10 protein-coding genes are annotated in these 21,915 nt (G+C 57.1%); 2 read left to right on the top strand and 8 right to left on the bottom strand.

Going from position 1 to position 21,915, the window contains the following annotated elements; all coding sequences use genetic code 11:
• Positions 1–5 precede the first annotated feature (5 nt).
• Positions 6–3,104, bottom strand: a complete 3,099-nt coding sequence (locus OHL23_RS10075; RefSeq protein WP_263351656.1) for a TonB-dependent receptor — start codon at positions 3,102–3,104, stop codon at positions 6–8.
• A gap of 867 nt (positions 3,105–3,971) precedes the next feature.
• Here OHL23_RS10075 and OHL23_RS10070 point away from each other — a divergent pair.
• Complete coding sequence (locus OHL23_RS10070) at positions 3,972–6,920, top strand: bifunctional YncE family protein/alkaline phosphatase family protein (RefSeq protein WP_263351655.1); 2,949 nt, start codon at positions 3,972–3,974, stop codon at positions 6,918–6,920.
• A gap of 273 nt (positions 6,921–7,193) precedes the next feature.
• Here the strand turns inward: OHL23_RS10070 and OHL23_RS10065 are convergent, their stop codons facing one another.
• From OHL23_RS10065 to OHL23_RS10055, 3 genes are all read right to left on the bottom strand, one after another.
• Positions 7,194–10,823, bottom strand: coding sequence for a TonB-dependent receptor (locus OHL23_RS10065; protein WP_263351654.1), 3,630 nt, complete (start codon positions 10,821–10,823; stop codon positions 7,194–7,196).
• Positions 10,824–10,911: 88 nt separating this feature from the next.
• Positions 10,912–11,529 carry a hypothetical protein gene (locus OHL23_RS10060; protein ID WP_263351652.1) on the bottom strand — a complete coding sequence of 206 codons (618 nt, stop codon included), beginning with the start codon at positions 11,527–11,529 and terminating at the stop codon, positions 10,912–10,914.
• A gap of 453 nt (positions 11,530–11,982) precedes the next feature.
• Complete coding sequence (locus OHL23_RS10055) at positions 11,983–12,627, bottom strand: TetR/AcrR family transcriptional regulator (protein WP_263351650.1); 645 nt, start codon at positions 12,625–12,627, stop codon at positions 11,983–11,985.
• A gap of 225 nt (positions 12,628–12,852) precedes the next feature.
• On the opposite strand from OHL23_RS10055, the gene OHL23_RS10050 reads away from it, so the two are divergent.
• Positions 12,853–14,505, top strand: coding sequence for a tetratricopeptide repeat protein (locus OHL23_RS10050; RefSeq protein WP_263351649.1), 1,653 nt, complete (start codon positions 12,853–12,855; stop codon positions 14,503–14,505).
• Between the two features lie 43 nt (positions 14,506–14,548).
• On the opposite strand, the gene OHL23_RS10045 is transcribed toward OHL23_RS10050, so the two are convergent.
• From OHL23_RS10045 to OHL23_RS10030, 4 genes are all read right to left on the bottom strand, one after another.
• Positions 14,549–15,502 carry a carbohydrate kinase family protein gene (locus tag OHL23_RS10045; RefSeq protein ID WP_263351648.1) on the bottom strand — a complete coding sequence of 318 codons (954 nt, stop codon included), beginning with the start codon at positions 15,500–15,502 and terminating at the stop codon, positions 14,549–14,551.
• Positions 15,503–15,559: 57 nt separating this feature from the next.
• Positions 15,560–16,672, bottom strand: a complete 1,113-nt coding sequence (locus tag OHL23_RS10040; RefSeq protein WP_263351647.1) for a LacI family DNA-binding transcriptional regulator — start codon at positions 16,670–16,672, stop codon at positions 15,560–15,562.
• Between the two features lie 93 nt (positions 16,673–16,765).
• Entirely contained in the window at positions 16,766–18,163 is a 1,398-nt protein-coding gene (locus OHL23_RS10035) for an APC family permease (protein ID WP_263351646.1), read from the bottom strand.
• Between the two features lie 31 nt (positions 18,164–18,194).
• On the bottom strand, positions 18,195–21,869 hold the full coding sequence (locus tag OHL23_RS10030; protein ID WP_263351645.1) for a TonB-dependent receptor: 3,675 nt from the start codon (positions 21,867–21,869) through the stop codon (positions 18,195–18,197).
• Positions 21,870–21,915: the final 46 nt, after the last annotated feature.

Raw genomic sequence — 21,915 nt, 5'->3', positions numbered from 1 at the left:
GGGAATCAGAACTCAAGCCGCAGGGCAAACTGCATCTCGCGCGGCGTTCCCGAGCCGACCGGGGTGATGGGCGACACGATGCTTGTGTTCAAGTTAACCGTATTGAGGATGCTGCCGAAGCCTGTGGTGTTCGACGGGTTGAAGGTGGATTGCGGCTGGCCTAACTGCGGGTGATTGAAGATGTTGTAGAACTCCGAGCGGAATTGCAGCAGCGCGCGCTCCCGCAATGGGATCGTCTTGCTGGCGCCGAAATCCATCTGCCACGTGCCCGGTCCGCGAAGGAAGTTACGCGGTGTGTCGCCGAATTCTCCGGCCGGGGTAGCAAACGCTGCGGGATTCATCCACTCTGCGACACTCTTGCCGCCCGGCGGAGTGAGAGAAACGCCGGGAACCAGGTCGGGACGCTGCGTGCCTGCGTTATTCCCGTCCGGGGCGGTGTAACTGCTCGGCAAGATCACATTGATCGGGAAGCCTGTACGAGCCAGCGCCGTCGTCGTCAGTTCCCAGTTACCCGCGATGGAGCTTGCAATCCCGCGCTGGTTCAGCATCGGCTTACCCATGCCGAAGGGCAGTTGATAGACGGCGTTCGCATTGAACACGTGGCGCGCGTCCCAGTTGCCGCTGGCCCGATCACACGACGCGCACGCAACGTTCTGCGGAACCTGCGAGTCGCCGTCGCCGCTGCCGTCGGAGTCGTCATCAATTTCGTGCGTGTACGCGTAGTTGGCCGCCACGAGGAGCCCGTGCGTGAACGGACGTCTCAGCGAAGCCAAAAATCCGTTATACGTGCTGCTTAACTGGGTGCCACGCCAATTGATTGCCGGAGCGAAGGCCGGATAGGGGGCAGTTCCGGTGGCCGGATCGATCATATTCACCTGAGAGATAGTCAGCAGGTGGAGGCCGTGGCTTCCGACATAAGAAAGCGTGCCCACGAAGTCCGCGGGAAGCTCGCGCTGCACAGAGGCGCTCCACTGCTCGGTATAGGTGTCCTTGCGCCGCCGATCCTGGGCTTGCGGCGAGATGGTTCCGGGACCGGTAAAGCACGATGTGGAAATCGGATAGGTGAGCTTGGCGCCCAGGCATTTCGTCAGCGAATAAGAGCCGACTTCGTTGCTCTCCGGCAGGTTCTGATCATCCAGCTGTCCGTCTTCGTGGTACATGCCGAAACCGGCGCGAATCACTGTCTTGCCGGGTCGGTCAGGCGACCAGGAGAAGGCCACTCGTGGATCGAAATCTCCGTAGTTTTGCTGGCCGAAGCTCGCGCCCACACCACAGAATCCCTGCGATCCGCAGGTGGCAAAGTCGAAGGGGTTGGGTTTCCCATTCACTTCGTGGAAGACATCGAAGACGGTATAGCGCGCGCCCAGGTTCAGGGTGAAATTCTGCCGCCATTTGAATTCGTCCTGTATGTAGCCGATGTAATCGGTCTTGCGCAACCCGTTGATGGGCAAAGCGTCGCTCAGGGTGACTTTACTCACCTCGTTCGCGGCGAGATTCTCGACCGAGGTGAAGGTAATCTTTCCGCTGATCGTTTTTCCCTGATTCATTTGAATGCGGCGGATCTCCACGCCAGCCTTCACCGTATGCTGGCCATGAACCCAGGTCAGGTTGTCGATCCCGGAAAACGAGTTGCCCACACCGATGCTGACGCGGTTGTAATTTTGGGTGCTGAGGGCTGTAACGGCAACCTGATAATAAGTACCGTTCTCGCTGTAGCTGTAGGTGTTCGAGGTGTCGCGATTGAATCCAAACTTGGCCTCGTTCGCCAGATGGGGATTGAAGATGTGCAGTAACTGGAGGGCTCCGTTAACTGGCGCCGAAACCTGCTGCTGCAGGTCGGACGCGGTCACTGCATACGGCTGCGTATCAACCGACCGGTCGTAGTTGAAACGCATGAAGCTTGTGGTCTTGGCGGAAAAACGATGGTCCAGCCGTATCATCGCCGAGCTCTCGTTGACCACCTGCTCGCATGCGCAGACGAGTTCGTCGATGTTCGGGTCGCTGTTCACACCGGGGATGAGAATCGTTCTCGGGCCAGCCAACGGGAAGGCATTGATGATTGGATAAATCGGCGAGTTGCTGGCAACTGTCGCGCGAAAGGCCGGAGTCGGCACATAGCCGATAACCGGATATCCCCAGTTTTGCCGGTAGGCCTCGGACGCAATGAAGAAGAAGGTCTTGTCGCGCACAATGGGTCCGCCGAGCGATCCCCCGAACTGATTCAAACGAAGCGGCTGCTGAGCTTCGCCGCCGGAGGCCCAGGCGGGCTCGGTTGCATCGAAGTCGTCATTGCGCAGGTACTCAAAGAGACGCCCATGGAATTGGTTTGTGCCCGAAGGCGAGGTGACGGCTAGCTGCGGCCCTCCCGTTGCTCCGGCCTCTGCGGGCGACAGCAGCGAATCGACGCGAACCTCCTGGATAGCGTCAAGCGGAATGGCAAGCCGCACCCAGGCGCGCTGTGCCTGATTCACGATGTTGGTGGCGTCGACGCCGTCATAGCTGAAGTTGTCGTCGTCGGTGCCGCGTCCTGCGAACCGGACCGAGCGCTGATTGCTGCCACCGATATCCACCACGCCGGGGACAAATGCGGTCAGCTCCGACCAGTTGCGGCCGTTGAGCGGCAGTTCCTCGGCTTGCGTTTTCTCAATCAGACCCGTCACCGCGCTGGTGTTGCGATCTATCAGAGCCGAACTGGCCGGGACTTCCACGCGCTCTTCGCCGCCTGCTACCCGCAAAGTCGCATCCAGTGTGCGCGTCCTTCCAATCACCTGCTCCACATCGACGAACGTCAGAGCCTTAAAGCCCGGATGATCGACGGTGACGGTATAAACGCCCACCGGCAGCTCGGGAAGATCGTAGCGGCCAGCTGAATTCGACACTGTCTCGCGGCGCAACTCGGTCGAATTCTGCACGGCAGTGATGTGTGCCTGCGGCAGCAGACGACCAGAGGGATCAGTGACCGTACCCGTCAATCCGCTGCGATCCACCTGCGCGGCACAGAGGCTGGCGAGGAAAAGCAATGCGCTCAATCCGATCGAAAAGCGAAGGTGTCGAATCGTCGCGGAACTTGTAACGAATGGGAATTGCTTCTTCGTGCGATGCATGACTCCCTCAAGAAAAACAATACGGCTACGAGCAAGTAGAAAGATTCCGCGTCATGTCGCCGCTCGTTGCGCGCATCGGAATCGCAATCCGGATGTTCAAGTTGTGACAGTTGGAAACACGTTTCACAGTTCCCGGCTGCAGGCGGAGAACCACTTCAGCTTCTCCTGCAACGGGCATTCAAACGTTGCAGCTGTACGGCGATCGATCGCGCTCAATGACGTCCTCGCCAGCACGATCACCGAGGGACGCCGCGAATTCAGCAGATGACAATTTTGTAATCCAGAGTTGTTATGCGCAGATGACACTGAAGTTAAGGTTCGATCAAATACCCATCTTTGCGCGACCAGCAATTTCTCGAACGCAGGTATCGTCCAGAGCAAATGAAATAGCGAATGATGCGAAGCACAAACGTGGCACGCTTGTCGCAGACGCATTCACGCTGCAGTAACGAAATGACAAAACTGTAATTCTGACGTAATGCTGGTGTCCTTTTCGCGGTCCTAGACTTGGCCCGTTGGCGTTGCTTTGCCGCGGCGCCATGTCCTGCAATCGGAAAGAAAGAATCAGCCTGTCTCATTGTTCTCGTTCCAAGACTCAACATTCCGGCATGTCGAAGGGCAAGCTGGGTCCTTTCAGGAAACGGAATGCAGCGTGGGTGAGCACCACGTGCGCGCTGCGGATCAACTACTTGCGTAAACGAACGGTCGACGATGACTCTCCACAATCATGAGAAGCGGTGCGTCATGGGTTCGATCTGCCTGTCGTCTCCCCCAAAGTACATGAATTTCCATTTGCTGGAATGGCTTCAAGTTGAATGGCCGATTCCGGGTTGCGTAATGGAAGAAACCGTAATAGGAGAACTAGACATGTTCCGAGAAAATTCTGGAATCAAACCGATGCTCATCGGCCTGCTGGCGGCAGGGTTGAGCGTTTCGGCGTTTGCACAGTCCGTGCCGTTCCCGACGTACACAGTCGGCCCGCAGTCGAACGGCACTTACGTCGTCAGCAACGGCACAATCATCACCCCCGCCGGTACCCAGGTCGACCTCGGCATCCGGGTCCGTGCCAAGGCCGTTGCGGTCAACCCCAAGGGCAATCACACCGCCGCCGTCCTTACCATGGGCACGTCGCCGAGCAATGGCAACGGGGCCGTCGAGGTGTTCAACACCCAGACCGGCAAAGTTCTGCAGAGCTACAGCTTCAATGGAAAAGACTCGACCGGCAGCAACCTCGGCATCCACTACACGCCCGATGGCAAGTACCTGGTGTTCAGCCAGGACAGCAGCCACGTTACCATCGCAAGCGTCAATGCGACGACGGGCTTGCTCTCAGACCATGCCCAGGTCAGCGTTCCGATGGACGTCGACAGCAATGGTAATCTGACCACCGTACAATGCTTCCCCAACAGCCCTCCGGGGACCACGGGCAGCTCTGAAATCCCCTGTGGCCAGACTGTCTCGCTTGTTTCGGATGGTACATCCACTTCCTATCCTACCGGCATCGCGATCTCGTCGGATTCCAAGACCGCCTACGTCGTGTTGGACAATAACAATACGCTGACCAAGATCGACCTGACCCAGGCGACACCAGTCGAGGGTACGGAGATCCGCGTCGGCAACGTGCCGCACAGCGTCGTGATCTCGCAGGATGGCAAGACCGCCTACGTCTCCAACGAGGCCGGTCGGATTGCTACCGAGAAGGACTTCCAGGGGTACTCCAACGGCACCCCGGTCGTTGCTCAGTATCCAACTGGCTCGACGGCCACCGGCACTCTTTCCGTGGTCGACCTGAACTCGTTTAAGGTCACCGGCAGCATCAACACCGGCCTGCACCCAACCGGCATGGCCTTCTGGGGCAGCAACCGCCTGTTGGTCGCCAACGCCTATAGCGACACCCTCTCGGTCATCGACACGACGACCAACACAGTGGAGCGCACTATAAACCTGGGGCTGCCCATCGGCGTGCCCGGGCAACGCAACCCCGCCTATGGAGCTGGCCCTAACTCGATCGCCGTCGATGGTCCGAACTGGATCGCATACGTTGCCCTCTACAACGCCAACGCGATCGCCGTGGTTAACCTCACTTACGGCGCGTCGAATCCCGTCATGGGCCTGATCCCCGTCGGCTATGCGCCGAGTTCGGTTGTGCTGGACAGCGTGGACAACGCGCTGCTCGTTGCCAACGACAAGGGCATCGGCACCACAGGTATTTCTCCGCAAAATTCGTCGGCAACCGAATTTGGTGTCACCGGCCTCAACACCCATCAGGACCTTGGAACCGTCAGCATCGTTCCCGTACCGAAAATCGATGCGTTGTTGGGTATGACGCAGCAGGTCTATCAGAACAACCACTGGGATCTGGCTGACAATATCTTCTCGGCCGCGGGCGGCAATCGCCATGCCAAGCCGCTGGCAATCCCGGAGAAGATCGGCGATCCGTCGAAGATCAAGCACGTCTTCCTGATCATTCGTGAAAACCGCACCTATGACCAGATTCTGGGCGATGTGACCCACGGCAATGGCGACGCCTCCCTGGCGGTATTCGGCGACAACGGAACTTACGGCAGCATCACGCCCAATGCGCACGCGCTTGTGCAACGCTTCCCGCTCTTCGATAACTACTACAACCCGAGCCGCCAATCAGCAGACGGTCACAACTGGATCGTCCAGGCCATGGCTCCCTATTCGGATGACATCCAGTCGCCAGACTGGCTCCGAGACTACCCCTCCAACGGTGGCGATGCGATTGCCTACCAGGCCAAGGGCCACCTGTGGGACCAGGCCGCAAAGGCTGGCATCTCGTTTAAGAACTTTGGCGAGTACATCGAGTACAACACGTTCCTGACACCGACCGGGTCGACCACCGAGCCACAATGGATCGACTTCTACAACGACACTTTGGCTTATGAGTCTGGCAAGGAGAAGCAGCTCTACAACTACAACACTGTCGCATCGCACTCTCCGCTCCCGAACCTGATCAACAACACGGTCCAGAACTACCCGCAGTTCGACCTCGGCATTCCCGACCAGTTCCGCGTCGATGTCTGGGAGCAGGACTTTGCCAAGGATGTGACAGCCGGTACGGTGCCTCAGTTGGAGATCCTGTGGATCAGCTCCGACCACACGGGTGGCCCGCCGACCGCGCAGGCCATGCAGGCCGACAACGACCTGGCACTTGGCCGCTTTGTCGACATCATCAGCCACAGCTCCATCTGGTCTTCCTCGGCGATCTTCGTTACGGAAGACGACGCGCAGACCGGCGTCGACCACGTCGACGGTCACCGCAGTCCGGGCTATATCTTCAGCCCATATACCCTGCAGGGCGGAGTCACCGACAGCACCTTCTACACGCAGGTCAACATGACCCGTACGATCGAGCAAATTCTCGGTCTGCAGCCGATGAACCAGTTCGACCTCTGGGCCTCGCCGATGCGGACAGCCTTCGTGGACGATCCGCCCGCGGACAACTTCAAGCCTTGGACTCACGTGCCGGCCGGCCTCGCGCTGACTACGGGCGTCAGCCAGACACCGACTCAGCCCATCCCGGGCACAATAGCCGCGGTCACGCCTCGCACAAACGCAATCGAGAGCCCCGCAGTTAAGGCTCTGCGGGCTGGCTGGATGAAGAAGAAGTCGGAGACCTTCGCAGGCAAATACTCCAAGCCTGACTCAGAGGATCCGGACACCGTCAACCATATGATCTGGTACGAAGCCACCAACTACACGCGCCCCTTCCCCGGCGAGAAGAAGGTGCGTCCGGCGAGCGACTTCAACAACGCTGCACCCGCGAAAGACGACGATGACGACGACAAATAAATAAATCGCGTTCCGGCTGGAAGAAGCCCTCTCTCCGGTAACCGGGGAGAGGGCTTTTTGTTCACACCTCAAGCGCAAAGCCCCCACCGACCTGAGCGCGCGCCGCCATCGCATGCACTCCGCTCGCGTGAGATTACCCCAGCAGAGCCGAAAGCATCTTTTTGTAAGCCGCTTAAAGCGGCCAGGGCGCGCTGGCGCGCCCCCGGTTTTGTTGAGCAACCATGTCTGTTGCAGATCATCGCCACATGTTCGGCTTAGCTGGGCCGAGTGTTATCAAAAGAGGATCTTGCCTACAAAGAGCAGGTTGCGCAGCCCTGTTCCGGGAGTCACGAGGCTAGCTCCGGTGGCCTGGCTCTCATAGAAATTGTTGAAGTACGACGTAGGAGCCGCATAGTCGGTCAGAGCGTTGCCGGGTGCTCCATAATATCCGCGGTTGAGCACGTTGTAGGCATCGACCTCCAAGCGGAAGGTGACGCGCTCGCTGATCTTCGTATTCTTGAAGACGCTGAAGTCGACGTTGTTGAAGGTGTCGCCGCGGAGGATATTTCGTGTTGAGCCTGGGTACGGGTTATTGAGGATATTGGCGGCGAGTTGATTGTTCGCGATAAATCGGACATCCGACGGGGAGACAGGGGCTCCAGTCTTGAAGTCTTCAAGAACAGGGGTGGAGAAAACGGCCGGAGTGGTTGCTGTCGCGGGGGTAACCGTGGTGTCCGTATAAATCCCGAGGGTGCCGACGGGCGCTTTGGGATTAGAAAGTATAGGACGAGCGACATCTACTCCGAGAAAGTTCTCTTCGAAAGGAATATCGCTATAGGACTCAGACGTGCGTACATCATCTGGATTGATCTGTGGCGAACTGTTGGATATGCCCTGAAAGTCTGTGTAGGGCTGACCACTGTTGTAGATCCAGATGGTGTTGGCTTGCCAGCCATCGGTCAGCCTGCTAAGCAGGTTATTTCCAGTGTGGAAGTCGGGCAGCTTGTAAGTGAAACTTATGCTGGCGGAGTTGGGAAAATCAAGAGCGCTGTTGGCACGCTCGCCCACGTCGGTGTTGAAAGGGTTCTGGGCGTAAGCGATTGTGTTTCCGCCTGTGCCGGTTGAGTAGATCTCGCTGGTGTTGTCGATGTTATGACTCCAGGTGTAGGCGACGTTGGCGGTTATGCCGTGAAAGGTGCGCGTGGTGAGATTGGTCTGTACGGACTGATATTGAGAGAAGGCTGTATTTTCAACCTCATCGACGGTGGTGTGGCCGCAGTTCAGGAAGCCCACGTCAGCCCCGCCGAGCGTGCTTCCTGAGGCGGAGCAAAGGCTTGCCGGGTTAACTCTGTTGGGGAATGCGGCGGCCACGGTCGCAAGATACGGGTTCGCGTCGATTGACTGAAACTGTCGACCCGTGTGGTTACCGACGTAGCGAACCTCAAAAACAGCCGAGTTGTGCAGCTGGTATTGCAGCCCCAGGGTATAGGTCTGACCCAGGGGGTTGCGGAAGTTCGTGGGAGCCGTGGTCACGCTGTCCAGGGCAGGGTTGCCGCCAGTTGGCAGCTGGGGAGCGAGTTGCTGTTGCACGGTGAGAAAGGTAGCCCCTCCGGTGGGGATGCAGTTCGCGGTGCCGGCGTTGCAGGTGAGCGCTCCGGAAGCGACCGAAGGTGCGGAGCCGGCGACGTTCAGACCGATGTTTTGATACTCGGGGTCTACGTTGATCGCATACGCTCCTCGGATCACCAGCCTCTTATTGAATGCAGGGTTATAGGCGAAACCGATGCGCGGTTCGAAGTTCTTGTAGTAGTTGGCGATGGCCGGAACTGTGGTTTCCGAGAGCGGAAGCGAGGTGCTCCAGAAGGGACTGGGCCCGGTTTGCGCGGCTACGCTCTGACTATGAAAGTAGTTGATCGGCTGACCAAAGAATTCCCACCGTAAGCCAAGATTGAGAGTGAAGCCGGGTCTCACTTGCCAATCGTCCTGGAAGTAGAGGCCAAAGTCATTCTCCTTGAAAGGAATAGTTGGATTCCCTTCGGTCACGGAAACGCTGCACGCGCCGTTGGGGCAGCCGCCTGCGAGGAAGTCGGTCAAAGTGTCGTAGGTGAATGTGCCCTGTACGTTGGGGAGGAAGACGTTCGGCGCATTCTCGTAAAGGAATTCCCCGCCAAATGTAATGGCGTGACGCCCGACGGTCCAGTTGGCGTTGTTCTGCACCTGACCGACTTTGACGATGCGGCCGTCGGGAAAGACGTTGGGAAGGCCCAGGCTGGACAAGGTACTTCCGTCAGGCAGGGTAAGTGAATTGAGATTGGTCGGGCAGGTGTTGAATGAGGTGATGGTGCAGTTAGGGAAACCGCCGCCCTCGAATGCTATTGTGCTTTGTTGGAAGCTGTAGCGAAGTTGATCTACCCAGTGTGGGCCAAAGGTGTGGGTTTCGTCGGCGCCGACGGAGTGAGTCACACCGGTGACGTTGACGTAGCCGCCGTTGGCTGTAGCACCATCAGGCGCGGTCGGATTCGACTGGTAGAAGTAGCGGAGGTAGATACGATCCTTCGGAGTGGCCTGCCAGTCAATGCGGCCCAGATTTTCTTCGTCCGAGGAGAGGAATGGCACCTGACGGCCGAATTGAGCAAACGGGACAGCGCCCGCGCCGGGAATAGTCTCGTAGGTGACTGGTCCAATCTGACGAGGATTGCCGACTGTGATTGTGTATGGGTTTAGTTGTTGCAGAATTGCTACGGAAGAATTGCCCGGATAGGCGGAGGCCAGCTGCGTCAGGCCGGCCGTCGTCGGAAAGAGCTCGCCATTGCTAGTGACGAGAGCGCCAAACTCGGTCTCCTGATCCCAGTAAGTCGAGCCAAATGCGAAGAGCTTGCCTTTGAGAATTGGGCCTCCCAAAGTTCCGCCATAAAAGTTGTCTACATAGCGGGGCACGACGGCCGCAGCGCAGCCGTCGGCTGCGGGAGTTTGTCCAGGACCGCAGAAACCGAACTGCTCTCCCTTCGATACGCCTTGTGCGAGAGAGCTGGTGAAATCGCCCGAATATTTATAGATTGCCGACCCGTGTATGGTGTTGGTGCCAGACTTGGTGATGTAGTTGACCACCGAACCGGCGTTACGGCCATACTGGGCGCTAAAACTGTTGGTGATGACCTGGACTTCAGCGATAGCCTCGTCGTTACCGAAGAACACCTGAGGTCCGGTGATCGTGGTGTCGTTGTTGGCCTGGCCGTCTATCTCGAAGTTGTTGGCGCGGCCGCGCTCGCCGTTGACGGAGAAGTTGGCTCCATTCGTATTAGAAAAGTTGTCCATATGCGTGTCGACAACGCCCGGAATAAGGAGGGCCAGTTCATCGAAGCCGCCAGCGGTTGGGAGGTTCGTGACTTGCTCGGAGTCAAAGGTGGTGGTGACCTGGGACTGAGCAGTCTCAAGAATATTTTGCGCAGCAGAAACCTCGACGACTGCCTCCGTGCCACCAGGACTTAGCTTTTGAACCCCAAGTGCCTGCTCGCGGCTGGATGCCACCTCGATGTTGTTCAGCGTAAGACCCGCAAAGCCGCTTTCGGAGATGACGACCGCATAGATGCCGATCGGCACGTCCTTAAAAGAAAAGCTGCCATCACCTCCAGAGGTTGTTGTCAAAGTGATATTCGTAGCTTTCGCGGTTGCAGTGATGGTGGCCCCGGCAATCACAGCTCCCGAATTATCGGCCACTGTCCCTGAGATGCTTCCAGTAGTAATCCCTTGCGCGTGAGCTTCCTGTTGGAGAAGCGGCGTCGACGTGAGAAGAGTCAGCCCCAGTATGAGAGACACGCTCAAAATGCTGGGAGCCATGACGCGGCGCAACATCTCGTTTCGCTTTTTGAATCCGTGCTTTTGGAATGAACCAACCTCATGATGTGTAATTGAATTGATGTTCATTGCTTGCCTCCTAAATGATTTCCTGTTTCCTGTTCGGTCCCTCACATTCAATGCCGCCATTGCACTCGGCGGCTAGATATCCGGGGACTTAATCAATTTCCTGATGTGACGCAGCGGTGCCGTCTGACCAATGGACAACGGGTATCATGAAAATGGTTTCCGGCTCTGGGACGTCGCGGTGTTCGTTGTCGTACAACACTGGTGAGCCTGTCAGGTCTGCTCCCCAACTTGCATCGTCTGTCTTGGGAACATGAAACATCAGGTGTGGGTGCCAATGTCCGACGGAATCACCGAGGTTTCCTTCTTTCGACATCATGTAAGACATAGCGCCCGCTTCAGGCATCGGGAGTTCGTTCTTCCCGACCGCGGATGTGATGCTTTCCCGCATCTGTGCTTTGGATAATCCGGCTAATACAAGCTTCGTTCTATTCAACGTGTAGGGAAGAATTGTCCGCACCGCGGCCGGGTTATAACAAATTGGCCCACGCATTTTCGGATTCCAGAATTCGGGACGATCAAATGGCGACATCCACGAGCGTTCAACCAGACATGTGAACCCATTCTTCCCTTCGACTACTGTCTGGTAGCCGCTTTTCTCAAAGACGAGAACGGTTGCATCGCGCGATATAGATGTGGGCGCCGCGCTCCGCGCAAGTGCTATCTCGGCATTCCGATCCGCGATCAAGTATTGGTCAAGCGGCGCCATGCTCGGGTATTGAGTCATGGCACTCTGTGCCCACGTCTGTCGCGAGGTACCACAGACAGAACTGAGGAGCAGGATTAACGAGGTAAGTGCAGCAAATCCATTTCGACTCATCGGGTTCTCCGGGAAAGCATGTGAGGTTGCGTTCTTGCATTCACTGGAGAAAAGTCATTGCGCACGGCTCACATCAGCTGAGAGCCGACGCGCCGCCATTCTCCAATTTGCCTGCGGAAATCCATGATCGTCCATAGCCACTCGAACAGGAAGCCGCATGCCACTCGATGTATACGGTTGACATCCTTACGTGCGTACTACGCGAAAAAGCGAATTGTGAGCCAGTAAGGCTGCAGTCCGATCCTTCATCCCTACTCGTCTTTACCCCATTAGCACTGGTTCAGCGACACACGTCCACTCGGCAATCACAGTTTTCCAGATTCAGAGAGGTGCACAGCCTGGTTATTGTGCCTGGCATATTGTGTTCTCCTTTGCCGATGAGGATTGGCTGAATAACAATTCCAGATACCGCCGCAGATGGTCGATGCTTGCAGCAGCGACCTCGCGACTGTGTTTCGCTTTCGCGAGAATGAACGCGCCCTGAAGAGTGACCTGGGTGTAGAGCGCCAGGCTCTCCGCAGTCCAGTCCGGGTGCATATCCCGCCGGCACATGGCTTCTTCGATGTCCGAAACCAGCGTCGCAGCATGCTCGCTGATACTGCGATTGCAGGCGTCGCGGATGGCAGGGTGCGTGTCATAGACCTCCTGCACCATGGTTCCGACAAGGCAGGTGAAGTCGGGCAGATCACCCTGCAAAAGAGACTTGCGGAAGTCGATGTATGCCAGCAAGCGATCGAGCGGGTCGGCGGGGGCGTGATAGGGTGCCGAAAGAAACAGAGCGGCAGTGCCTTCGATCCAGTAGTCGGCAGCAGCCAAGGCCAACTCTTCCTTACTGTCGAAGTGGTGGAAGAAGCTTCCCTTGGTCACGCCTGCGGCTTCGCATATATCCTCGATACGCGTCGCGGAATACCCCTTGGCGCGAATGACGTGCATGGCCGCGTCGAGGATCTTGGTTTTGGATTCGTGTCGTATTTCCGTCGGGCTCATCGCGCACCAACATTTGATATGAACATACCTACTAGTTGGTACGCAGTCAAGGCCTTTTTCCCGCTTTCTATAAAGCTCTTCGAATCATTCTCTTACGTCTCCGACCTCAATTTAGGTTCGATTCCAGGAGTCCTATGCCCAGGTCCAAGGTTGGCGTACCCTAAGATCCGCCTCACGAACAAAAACCAAACAAAGGCGACCCGCATCGCCCTATAATCAAGCGCGATGAAGATACTCGCGTTGTCCCTGCTCACTCTTATCTCCCTGCCTTGCGCCGCCCAGATGGCGATGGACCGCCCGGCCCAGACGGGAGATACCACTATCGAACGCCTGGGAACTGTCTCATTTTCTGTTTCGTGTGCGCCCAATGTGCTGACGCCCTTCAATCGCGGCGTCGCGCTTCTGCATGATTTCTGGTATGAAGAGGCACAGCGGCAGTTCGAGGCAATCGCCAAGTCTGACCCAGGCTGTGCCATGGCTCATTGGGGTGCTGCAATGAGCTACTTCCATCAGATATGGAGTAGGCCGGACGAGACCGCGAATGCAAAAGGGTGGGCTGAAATGCAGCAAGCCCAGTCTCCGGCGGCGAATACACAGCGAGAGCGTGCCTACATCGCAGCCCTGACCGACTTCTATCGCCCCGGTAAACAGCAATTTCCAGAGCGAATTCACACCTACGAGGAAGCAATGGGCAAGCTCTACGCCCAATATCCCGGTGATATCGACGCCGGCGCCTTTTACGCGCTCGCTCTGCTCGCGGCAACGCCGCCGGACGACACCACCCTGACCGCAAATCACAAGGCTATGGCCATCCTGGCTCCGCTCTTCTCCAAATATCCTGACAATCCCGGCCTTGACCACTACATCACTCACGCCTGCGACAATCCCGCGATGGCGGCGGACGGACTTGTCGCGGCCGACCACTACGGCGAGATAGCGCAATCCGGCGCCCATGCTTACCACATGCCCGGACACATCTATGCCCGCCTTGGCATGTGGCCACAGGACATCAAAGCCAATCTGGGTTCAGTTGCCGCAGCGCAAGCCGCGCAGGCGAAATACGGCAGCGGCATCATGGACGAGCCACATGCCTACGACTTTCTCCTCTACGCCTACATGCAGAGCGGTCAGGACGAGCGCGCCAGGTGGGTCCTGGATCAGACCGATTCGTTGCTGAACCAGCTCGCTACCATGCCTGCCATGCCGGGTCATCGCATGACCGGCATGGTGCCGTACTATCGCAGCAAATACGCAGTCTTCTACGCGCTCGAGATGCGGGACTGGAAGTCCGCAACGGCGCTTGAACCGCCAGCCGGATCGCCTCCAGATGTTGCGACGCTGACTGTCTGGGCGCGCAGCATCGCACACGGCCATCTGCGCGAGCCAAACGAGGCTCTAGCCGATCTGGACCGCTACGACGCACTTATGGACGAGATCAGGAAGGGCAAGAATGCCTATCTGACCGAAGGAACCGATGTAAAAATCGAGCGGGAAGAGATTCTGGGTTGGGTTCACTTTGCGGAGGGCAAGCAGGACGGAGCGCTTGAACATATGCGAATCGCCGCTGACCTGCAAGACAAGGTTGGTCAGGGCGAGGTCGATATTCCGGCGCGCGAGATGCTGGCAGACATGCTCCTCGAGTTGCATCAGCCGCAAAAGGCGCTCATAGAATATGAGACAGCGCTCAAGCTGAGCCCCAACCGGCTCAACGGGCTCTACCATGCCGGTCTCGCAGCGGAGGCGATGGGAGACAAGGCCAAGGCGCAACAGTATTACGCAGCGCTGCTAAAGTCGACCGATAATGGCGCGCAGTCCACGCGACCTGAATTCGCGCATGTGAAGAGTTTCGTTTCCTCAACTCAGATGGCTGAGCAGTAGTGCTGGCCGCGCGTGGTCACCTGAAAAAAAGAGACTATGCGTATCATGCGACGCGGTAAAGATCCGGAGCATTCCCTTGAAAGAACGCTCCCATCGCCCGTTGATCGCGAAATGCCGAAGTGCCGCCAATCTGTGTTGTGGAGTAGGCTCCAGCCAGATTTCCCATGCGCAGGCATTCCTCCGTCACCCAGCCTTGGAGGTAGCCATGCAGGAATCCTGCGTTGAAGCTATCCCCCGCACCCACAGCATCGACCGGCTGAACGGACACGGCAGGCTGCTCGATTCTCCGACCGCGATCGACGACTAAAGCGCCGCGCTCTCCACGCTTGATCACCACCACAGGCACGAGACTCGACAATCGAGCGACGGCGCGCTCGAACGACGCTTCGCCGGACAGCGCCATGGCTTCCCTTTCATTAGGCATGAAAATATCGACATACTTCAGCGTTTCGGAGATTGTGCCCGCAAACGCGCCGGTTGGGTCGTCATTCGTATCGAGAGAAGTTGACAATCCCGCCTCTTTCAGCAAAGCAAGCAGCCTCGGAACATCGTCAATCAGGCCCTGTTGAAGATAAAGCGACGCCAGATGAAAGTGCCGGGCACTGCAAAGGTATGCAAGGTCGAGATCGTCAAAGCGCAGACACGCCGTGCTGCCTGTATATGTCAGCGATCTGCGAAAGTTCTCATGCTGAAGGTGGACGGACACTCCCGTTCTAATACCATGCGGCGCGGCGACAGTACGCGACAAGTCAACCCGGGCGTCTTCCAGTTCGGCGACGCAGTATCCGGCGAACATATCCTCTGCCTTCGGCGCGATCAACCCGACCCGATTTCCGAGCCTCGCCAGATTGTTCGCGGTAATCGCAGTGGAACCGCCGAGCAGCAACGCCATATCACTCGCCAGCAGTTCGTGCTCAGGCGGCAGAGACTCCGGTAACCCGTAAAGAACAACGTCGAGATTGAACTCTCCGACGAGTGCCACATCAAACTGGCTCATCTTACCCCTACGTAAAGTTGAGAATTCAATCCGCAGCGCAAAGCAATGCTCCTCGCCTCAGGAACTGGCCGCCAGCGCTTTCTTCATGGTACTGCGTCGCACCAGCCTGCGAGTGGAATCGCGTTCGACCACCTCAGGCTGCAACTGATGAAGCAGTCTTGTATGAGAGAGCGCAGGCTTGGGCGCGGCAATCTCTTCCAGCACAAGATTGGCAGCCATGCTCCCCATATCGAGCATAGGCTGACGAATTGTGGTAATCGCCGGAGTACACAAAGCCGCGTGAGGCACATCATCGAACCCGATTACTGAGCAATCGTCCGGAACACGGCGGCCAGCGAGTGAAAGCGCGCGTATGGAACCAAGCGCCGTGAGATCGTCGAAAGCGACGATCGCGGAAAAATCGAGTTTCGTTCCGATAAGTTGCGAAGTGAGCCGCAAGCCACCCTCAAAGCCGGAGTTCGGGTCCATTGATGCGGAAAGCTGAAGCGTCAGTCGCGGGTCAAGCCGCAGATCAACCTCCGCCGTAAATTTCTCAATTCCCCGCCATCGACACGTGCTGTCATCTAATTCTTCCGGGCCTCGCAGAATGGCGATCTTTCGATGCCCCAAGCGATAGAGATGCTGAATCGCCGCATAGCCGCCGGCCTCGTTGTCCACCACCACAGACTGAATCGACCGGCGCGTCAGATCGCCGCCTACGACCGTAATCGGAATGCGGTTCTTTTCGATCTTGGACAGCGCATCGATCTCCGCAAAGAGCCAGTTCGCCACCAGGATCAGGCCCTCCACGCGGCGGCCTATCAGCATATCCAGATACCGGTTAAACTGCTCCGGGCGATTGTCGGCGTCCATGATGATGGGCAGAAATGGCGTTTGATACAGCGTGCGTTCTATGCCGCGCAGCAACGACATGCAGAAAGGATCGGAGATATCGAAGACCAGCACGCCGATGGTCTGGCTGCGGCGGCGGCTCAGCGAACGCGCCAGCGCATCCGGATGGTAGCCCATCTCGGCAGCCTTCTCGCGAATGTGTTCTTTCGTCTTTGCCGCTACATATCGCGAGAGCGGCGCTTCATTCAGAACAATTGAGACAGTTGAGGTAGAAAACCCGCTCGCACGCGCCACGTCGGCCAGTGTGACATGCGTCGATTTGGTATGCCGAGCTACCATCCGTCGCCTCGTAAGCACCGGAGAGATGACGCGAATCTTACTCCTGTTCCTCTCATAACTCAAAACACCGGCGAATTCGTAATTGGAGGAAAATCATAGCGCGCTGTCCATCTCAAGAAGCTTGTCGGGGCCCACGCCCGCCCGCCGCATAAAGTAGTACAGCGCAATCCCAATCACGATCCACGACGCGCCCAGCAATTGCGCCCTGTGATTGAGATTCAACCAGATGAACGCGCTCACCACAAAGCCGAGAATCGGCATAGTTGCGGCGAGAAATACCCGTTCGCTGGAGCGGAACTTGTAGTGAACGAGCGCCGCCGCATTGACGCCCATGAAGGCGATGAAGGCTCCGAAATTGAGCAGCTCAGCACCGCTTTCGTATGTCATCAGGAAGACCCCAAGCAGCATGCAAGCGCCGACAATCAGCACATTGTTGCGAGGAATTCCATTGCGTGCGTCGATAGCGCCAAATACTCGGCTTGGCAGTGCATTCGCGCGTCCCATCCCATACAGCAGACGTGCCGCGCCAAACTGCGCGGCCATGCCGGAGCCCATGTTGGCGATCAGCAGAGTCGCATTCAGCAAGTGAAAGAGGAAGACTCCCCCCACGCGTCGAGCGACGAAAACATAAGCCGTATCGATCATCGAGTCAGGAAACGGCGTGTGCGCGGGCCACACCAGTTGCGCGGCGTAGACCTCGATGGCGGACAAAATGCCGATCACCAGGCATGTCATCACCGTGGCCAGCATGATATTGCGTCGCGGATTCTCGACCTCCTCTGACATGGTCGAGATCCCATCGAAGCCGATGTAAGTGAGCACAGCGATCGACGTGCCGCGCAGCACACGGGAAGCTGTAAATGTTGCCGGATCATAGAAGGGCGTCAGCCACTGTCCCGCAACGGGCCGAACGACAAGCGCGATATAGTGAATCGCCTCCGCGAGGAAGATGACGACCACAATACTCATGCCGATAGCCAGCAGCGCATTCATGCGCCCGGAGGTCTTAACCCCGCGCAGGTTAAGTACCGTAAAAAGGACCACAAAGGACACAGCCCACGCCGCGTAAGGAACGCTCGGAATCACGTTCTGCGCCGCCGCGCTGCACCAGATCGCGCAGATGATCGGGTTCAACAGATAGTCCATCAACATCGACCAGCCGACGACATAGCCAAGCAGCGGATTCAGTTCCTTGCCTACATACGTGTAAGCCGAGCCAGCGCTGGGATAGACGCGCGCCATGCGTCCATAACTGAAGGCCGTGAAGAGCATCGCGATCATAGCGATGAGAATCGTCGTCACAACATGGCCGCCCGCCACATTGCTGACAACGCCGTATATTCCCATCGGCGCCGTCGGCTGAATGATGATGATGCCGTAAACGATCAGGTGCCACAGCTTCAGGGACCGACGCAGGCCTGGCTGCGCATGATCCACGCCGCCCGCCAGGTCTGATTCGGTAGTCACTTGCGTACCCGTTCCTTGACTCATGGACACGCCATCCTCAGAGATCCGTCATATTTTAGAAAGTAAAGCGCGACCCGAACTGGAACTGGCGCGGCGTGTTGACGGTGTTGCTGATCTGGCCGAAGGCGGCAGCCTGTCCAGCCTCCGTGTTGACCGCAAAGATGCTGGGTATATTCGGCATTCCGAGCTGCGCGCGGTTGGCGATGTTATACGAGGAAATCTCAATGCGAATATCCCTCTTCTCTCCCAGAGAGAAATTCTTGTAGAGCGAGAGATCGACGTTGTTCGCCCCCATCGTACGGACATTTGCAAGGTAAGCCGGAGCATTCCCCGCCACATAGGGGCTGGCCGGATACGCGAAGCAGTTCGGGTTAAACCAGGTTGCAGCCGTATGCGGAGCGTTCTTATTAGGATCGCATGTCAGGTTAGGTCGCTGATTGAAGAAGGAGATACCCTGCGGCGCCCCAGGATACGTTCCAACGGTGGGTGAGGCGATCGGAACACCTGTGCTGAGATACACAATCCCATTGATTGTCCAGCCGCCTAGTATCGCGTCCCCGGCAGTATTGAGATTGAGCGCGCGGCCTTTGCCGATCGGCAGGTCATACGAAGCCGATCCTGTGAACTGATACTTCACATCCTGCGGACTGACCGCATGTTCGAAATTCAGGTTCTTCCAGTCCTGAGCCGCGCCCAGGTGAGAACCGACGAAGCCCAGCGGAGGATTGCCGTCGTCGGTAATCAGCTTCGCCCAGGTGAAGCTGACCAGCGCGGTCACGTGACTGCTCAGCTTCTTTTGCACTTTCGTCTGCAAAGAGCTGTAGTCGGAGTCGCCTCCGGGATAACCATGAATAATCACGCCGTTGCCCGAACCGTAGCCGCCATTGCCAAATTGGGGAAACTCCTGCAAAGACACCCACAGCGGGACGGTGGATGAACCGTAGTTGGCATTGGTAGAGGGCTGGGTCGCCGCCCATTGATTGGGGACCGAGTTATTGACCAGCGCTGCCTGATTGCTGGCGATGGTGCCCAGATCCAACTGGTTCAGATCGGCAGTAGCAAATGGCAGGAAGAGTCCGCGGCTGCCAACATAGCCGGCGCTGAGCACAATCTGATGCGGAAACTCGTACTCCCAGCCAAAATTGAAGTTATAAATGGTGGGCGTACGCTGCGAATGCAACACCGTGTTGATCGTCGTGCCTAGGTTGTTAGCCAGCCCGGTGGGGTTAGTGATCAGAGGAACCACGCCGTTGGGAAAGGGATTGCTGAGAGAATAGAGGCCCGTCGTGCTGGGAGCAGAACTGCCCGGCGCTGCACCCGCGCAGGCTGAGGAGCCGTTGAAGACTGTATTACCGTCGGCGTTATAGCAGGTAGAATTCCACTCCGTCTGGGACGTGTATCCGTCACTGTCGAATGTGGCGCTCGCAACCATCTGCGTGCTCGGGCCGTAGTAGAAGCCGCCACCGCCACGCACCACAAAGTGTTCAGAGGCCTGCCAGGCGAAGCCCAGGCGCGGCCCGAAGTTTGTCAGGTTGGCATTGTACGGAGAACGGTTGCCCCCGTTTACGTATATTTCAGCGCCGTTATATGAAACCCCATCCGCTGCGCCAGCGATGGTTGGGTTGAAATATTCAAGCCGGTTGTGCCGCTCGGTGCGCCCACCAAAGATATCCCAACGTAAGCCGGCAGTGATGTTCAGGTTCTTTGTCGGATGCCAGTTATCCTCGACGAAGGCCGCATAGTAAGGGCTGGATTCGGCGGCAAAGATATCTTTCGTGAAGTTAGGATAGTCCGTATTTTCCGTGCCTGGGACAGTACCCATTCCTACAAGCATGGAGGCGAAGTCGCTGCCGCCTCCACCATTCGACGTGGACTGATCGGTCGCTGAGATATCGAAGAGATAGGAACCGGACGGTGCCGGAGGCTGACCTACATTGAGAAGTCGCTTCAGATATTCAAAGCCGGTGCTGATCTCATGCTTTCCGAAAACCTTCGTGACGGCGACGTTGGCGTCGCTGTTTTCGCTGGCATAGATGAGGGTGTTGTAATCGGCTGTGCCACCGATTCCGCCGATTGCATCGTTGAAGACAACGAAGGGCAGAAGCTTGTAGGCCTCCTGAGCAGCCAGGGAAGATGGAAAGCCCAGCGACGTAATGTCGAAGCCCACCTGCGATGGGTCTCCGCCCTGATTCTCATAATGCCGGGTAAAAGAATAACGCAATTGCAGAACAGTCGTGGGGTTCAGTGTATAGTCGTCAGCGACAAGAATATTGCGCCCATTGGTAACGTTCTGCGCATAGTTCAGATCCCACATGTTGCCAAAGGCGTTGTAGGTCGAGGTGAACAGCCGGTCAAAGGAAAATCGGCCAAATAGACGCTGCTTCTCGCTCTTGGCCCAGTCGATGCGAACGTCGAAACGCTGCGCTGTTGTCGGATCGAGGCCTGGCTTGAAGAAGTTATATGCCGTGTCGTCGGAACTGGAGTCGCACGTTGACGGGCTGGGGTAATTGCACTTAGGGTACTCAGATAAAAATTTCAACGCAGTGGGGTTTGGGTTAGGAATTATGTTATTCGCAAATGGCTGGCGTGTGCCGGCATTCGGCCCGGTCGCAATGTCCGGCTGGGTCGGGTCGTAGATGGTAAAGCTATCCGCGGAAAAATCGCCAGTTCGTTCCGCAGTGGTCGGCACGGTAAAAGTATTGGAGCCGTCGTAAAGCTGCTGTTGCGTGGCCTCGTAATCGCCAAAGAAGAAAAGCTTCTTATGCAGAATCGGGCCGCCAATGGACCCACCTTCCTGATAGCGATGGAACGAGGGAGGTGTATTCGCCTGGCTGTTTGCTATTTGGCTTTGCTTATTGAAATACTCATTCGCTGCTAATACATCGGGCCTGAAGACTCCGAAGACGTCGCCATGAAATTCGTTGCTACCGGACTTGCTGACCAGGCTGATGACGCCGGCTCCGCCGCTGAGGTAGGAGGCGGGTGTATTTTGAGTCTCGACACGAACCTCTTCGACGGCATCTTCAGGAATGTCGAGTGCAGGGATAATAGCAGCCGCGTTGTTTTCCGCGATACCGAGCGGGCTGCCGTCGGCCATGTAATAGACCGAGCCTACGATGGCGCCATTGATCGTATAGGACGAAACATCGACTCCAGGCCGTCCGCTCGATATGTTCGTGATAGCGAAGGAACTCGACGAATTAGGCGCGCCGTTGGCTGGTGTGACACCAGCGCTCAACTGCACCAGGTCGTAGACGTCGCGCGTCAGCAGCGGCACGCGGTCGATGGTCGCCGAGTCGATGAGTTGTCCCACCGTGGAATTGCTCGTTTCGGTAAGGTCCGTTGTCCCCGTCACAGTCACGACTTCGCTTACGCTGCCAACGCGTAAGGCGATGTTTACGGTGCTTACCTCGTCCACGTTGACTGTCACGTTGTCCTGAACGACGGTTTCAAAACCCTTCTGGATGGCCGTCACGTTATAGGAGCCGGGCGTGAGCGAAACAAAGGAATACAGGCCTGCCGCAGTGGTAACCGTAGAACTGGAGACGCCGGTCGCCGCATCCTGCGCGGTAACCTTCGCGCCTGAAACGACCGCTCCAGAAGGGTCCGTCACCAAACCATTGATACCGCCTCTGCCTGCCTGGCCAAAAGCACTCAATCCGGTACTTAGAATCAGAATCACAACACCGAGGAAGCTCTTCGCAATTAGGGTAATCAGCAACTTTTTCATACGGCATTCCCCCTCAACATTGATATTCAAGCGTTTCAATAATGTT

Source organism: Acidicapsa acidisoli (assembly GCF_025685625.1).
GTDB classification, from domain to species: domain Bacteria; phylum Acidobacteriota; class Terriglobia; order Terriglobales; family Acidobacteriaceae; genus Acidicapsa; species Acidicapsa acidisoli.
The sequence above is the reverse complement of the archived record's forward strand: the minus strand, read 5'-3'. Positions and strand labels throughout refer to the sequence as shown.

What these genes read in the sequence shown, in the direction of transcription:
- OHL23_RS10075 (WP_263351656.1), bottom strand. Translation starts at nt 3,104, where the DNA reads ATGCATCGCACGAAGAAGCAATTCCCATTCGTTACAAGTTCCGCGACG.
- OHL23_RS10070 (WP_263351655.1), top strand. Translation starts at nt 3,972, where the DNA reads ATGTTCCGAGAAAATTCTGGAATCAAACCGATGCTCATCGGCCTGCTG.
- OHL23_RS10065 (WP_263351654.1), bottom strand. Translation starts at nt 10,823, where the DNA reads ATGAACATCAATTCAATTACACATCATGAGGTTGGTTCATTCCAAAAG.
- OHL23_RS10060 (WP_263351652.1), bottom strand. Translation starts at nt 11,529, where the DNA reads ATGGCGCCGCTTGACCAATACTTGATCGCGGATCGGAATGCCGAGATA.
- OHL23_RS10055 (WP_263351650.1), bottom strand. Translation starts at nt 12,627, where the DNA reads ATGAGCCCGACGGAAATACGACACGAATCCAAAACCAAGATCCTCGAC.
- OHL23_RS10050 (WP_263351649.1), top strand. Translation starts at nt 12,853, where the DNA reads ATGAAGATACTCGCGTTGTCCCTGCTCACTCTTATCTCCCTGCCTTGC.
- OHL23_RS10045 (WP_263351648.1), bottom strand. Translation starts at nt 15,502, where the DNA reads ATGAGCCAGTTTGATGTGGCACTCGTCGGAGAGTTCAATCTCGACGTT.
- OHL23_RS10040 (WP_263351647.1), bottom strand. Translation starts at nt 16,672, where the DNA reads ATGGTAGCTCGGCATACCAAATCGACGCATGTCACACTGGCCGACGTG.
- OHL23_RS10035 (WP_263351646.1), bottom strand. Translation starts at nt 18,163, where the DNA reads ATGAGTCAAGGAACGGGTACGCAAGTGACTACCGAATCAGACCTGGCG.
- OHL23_RS10030 (WP_263351645.1), bottom strand. Translation starts at nt 21,869, where the DNA reads ATGAAAAAGTTGCTGATTACCCTAATTGCGAAGAGCTTCCTCGGTGTT.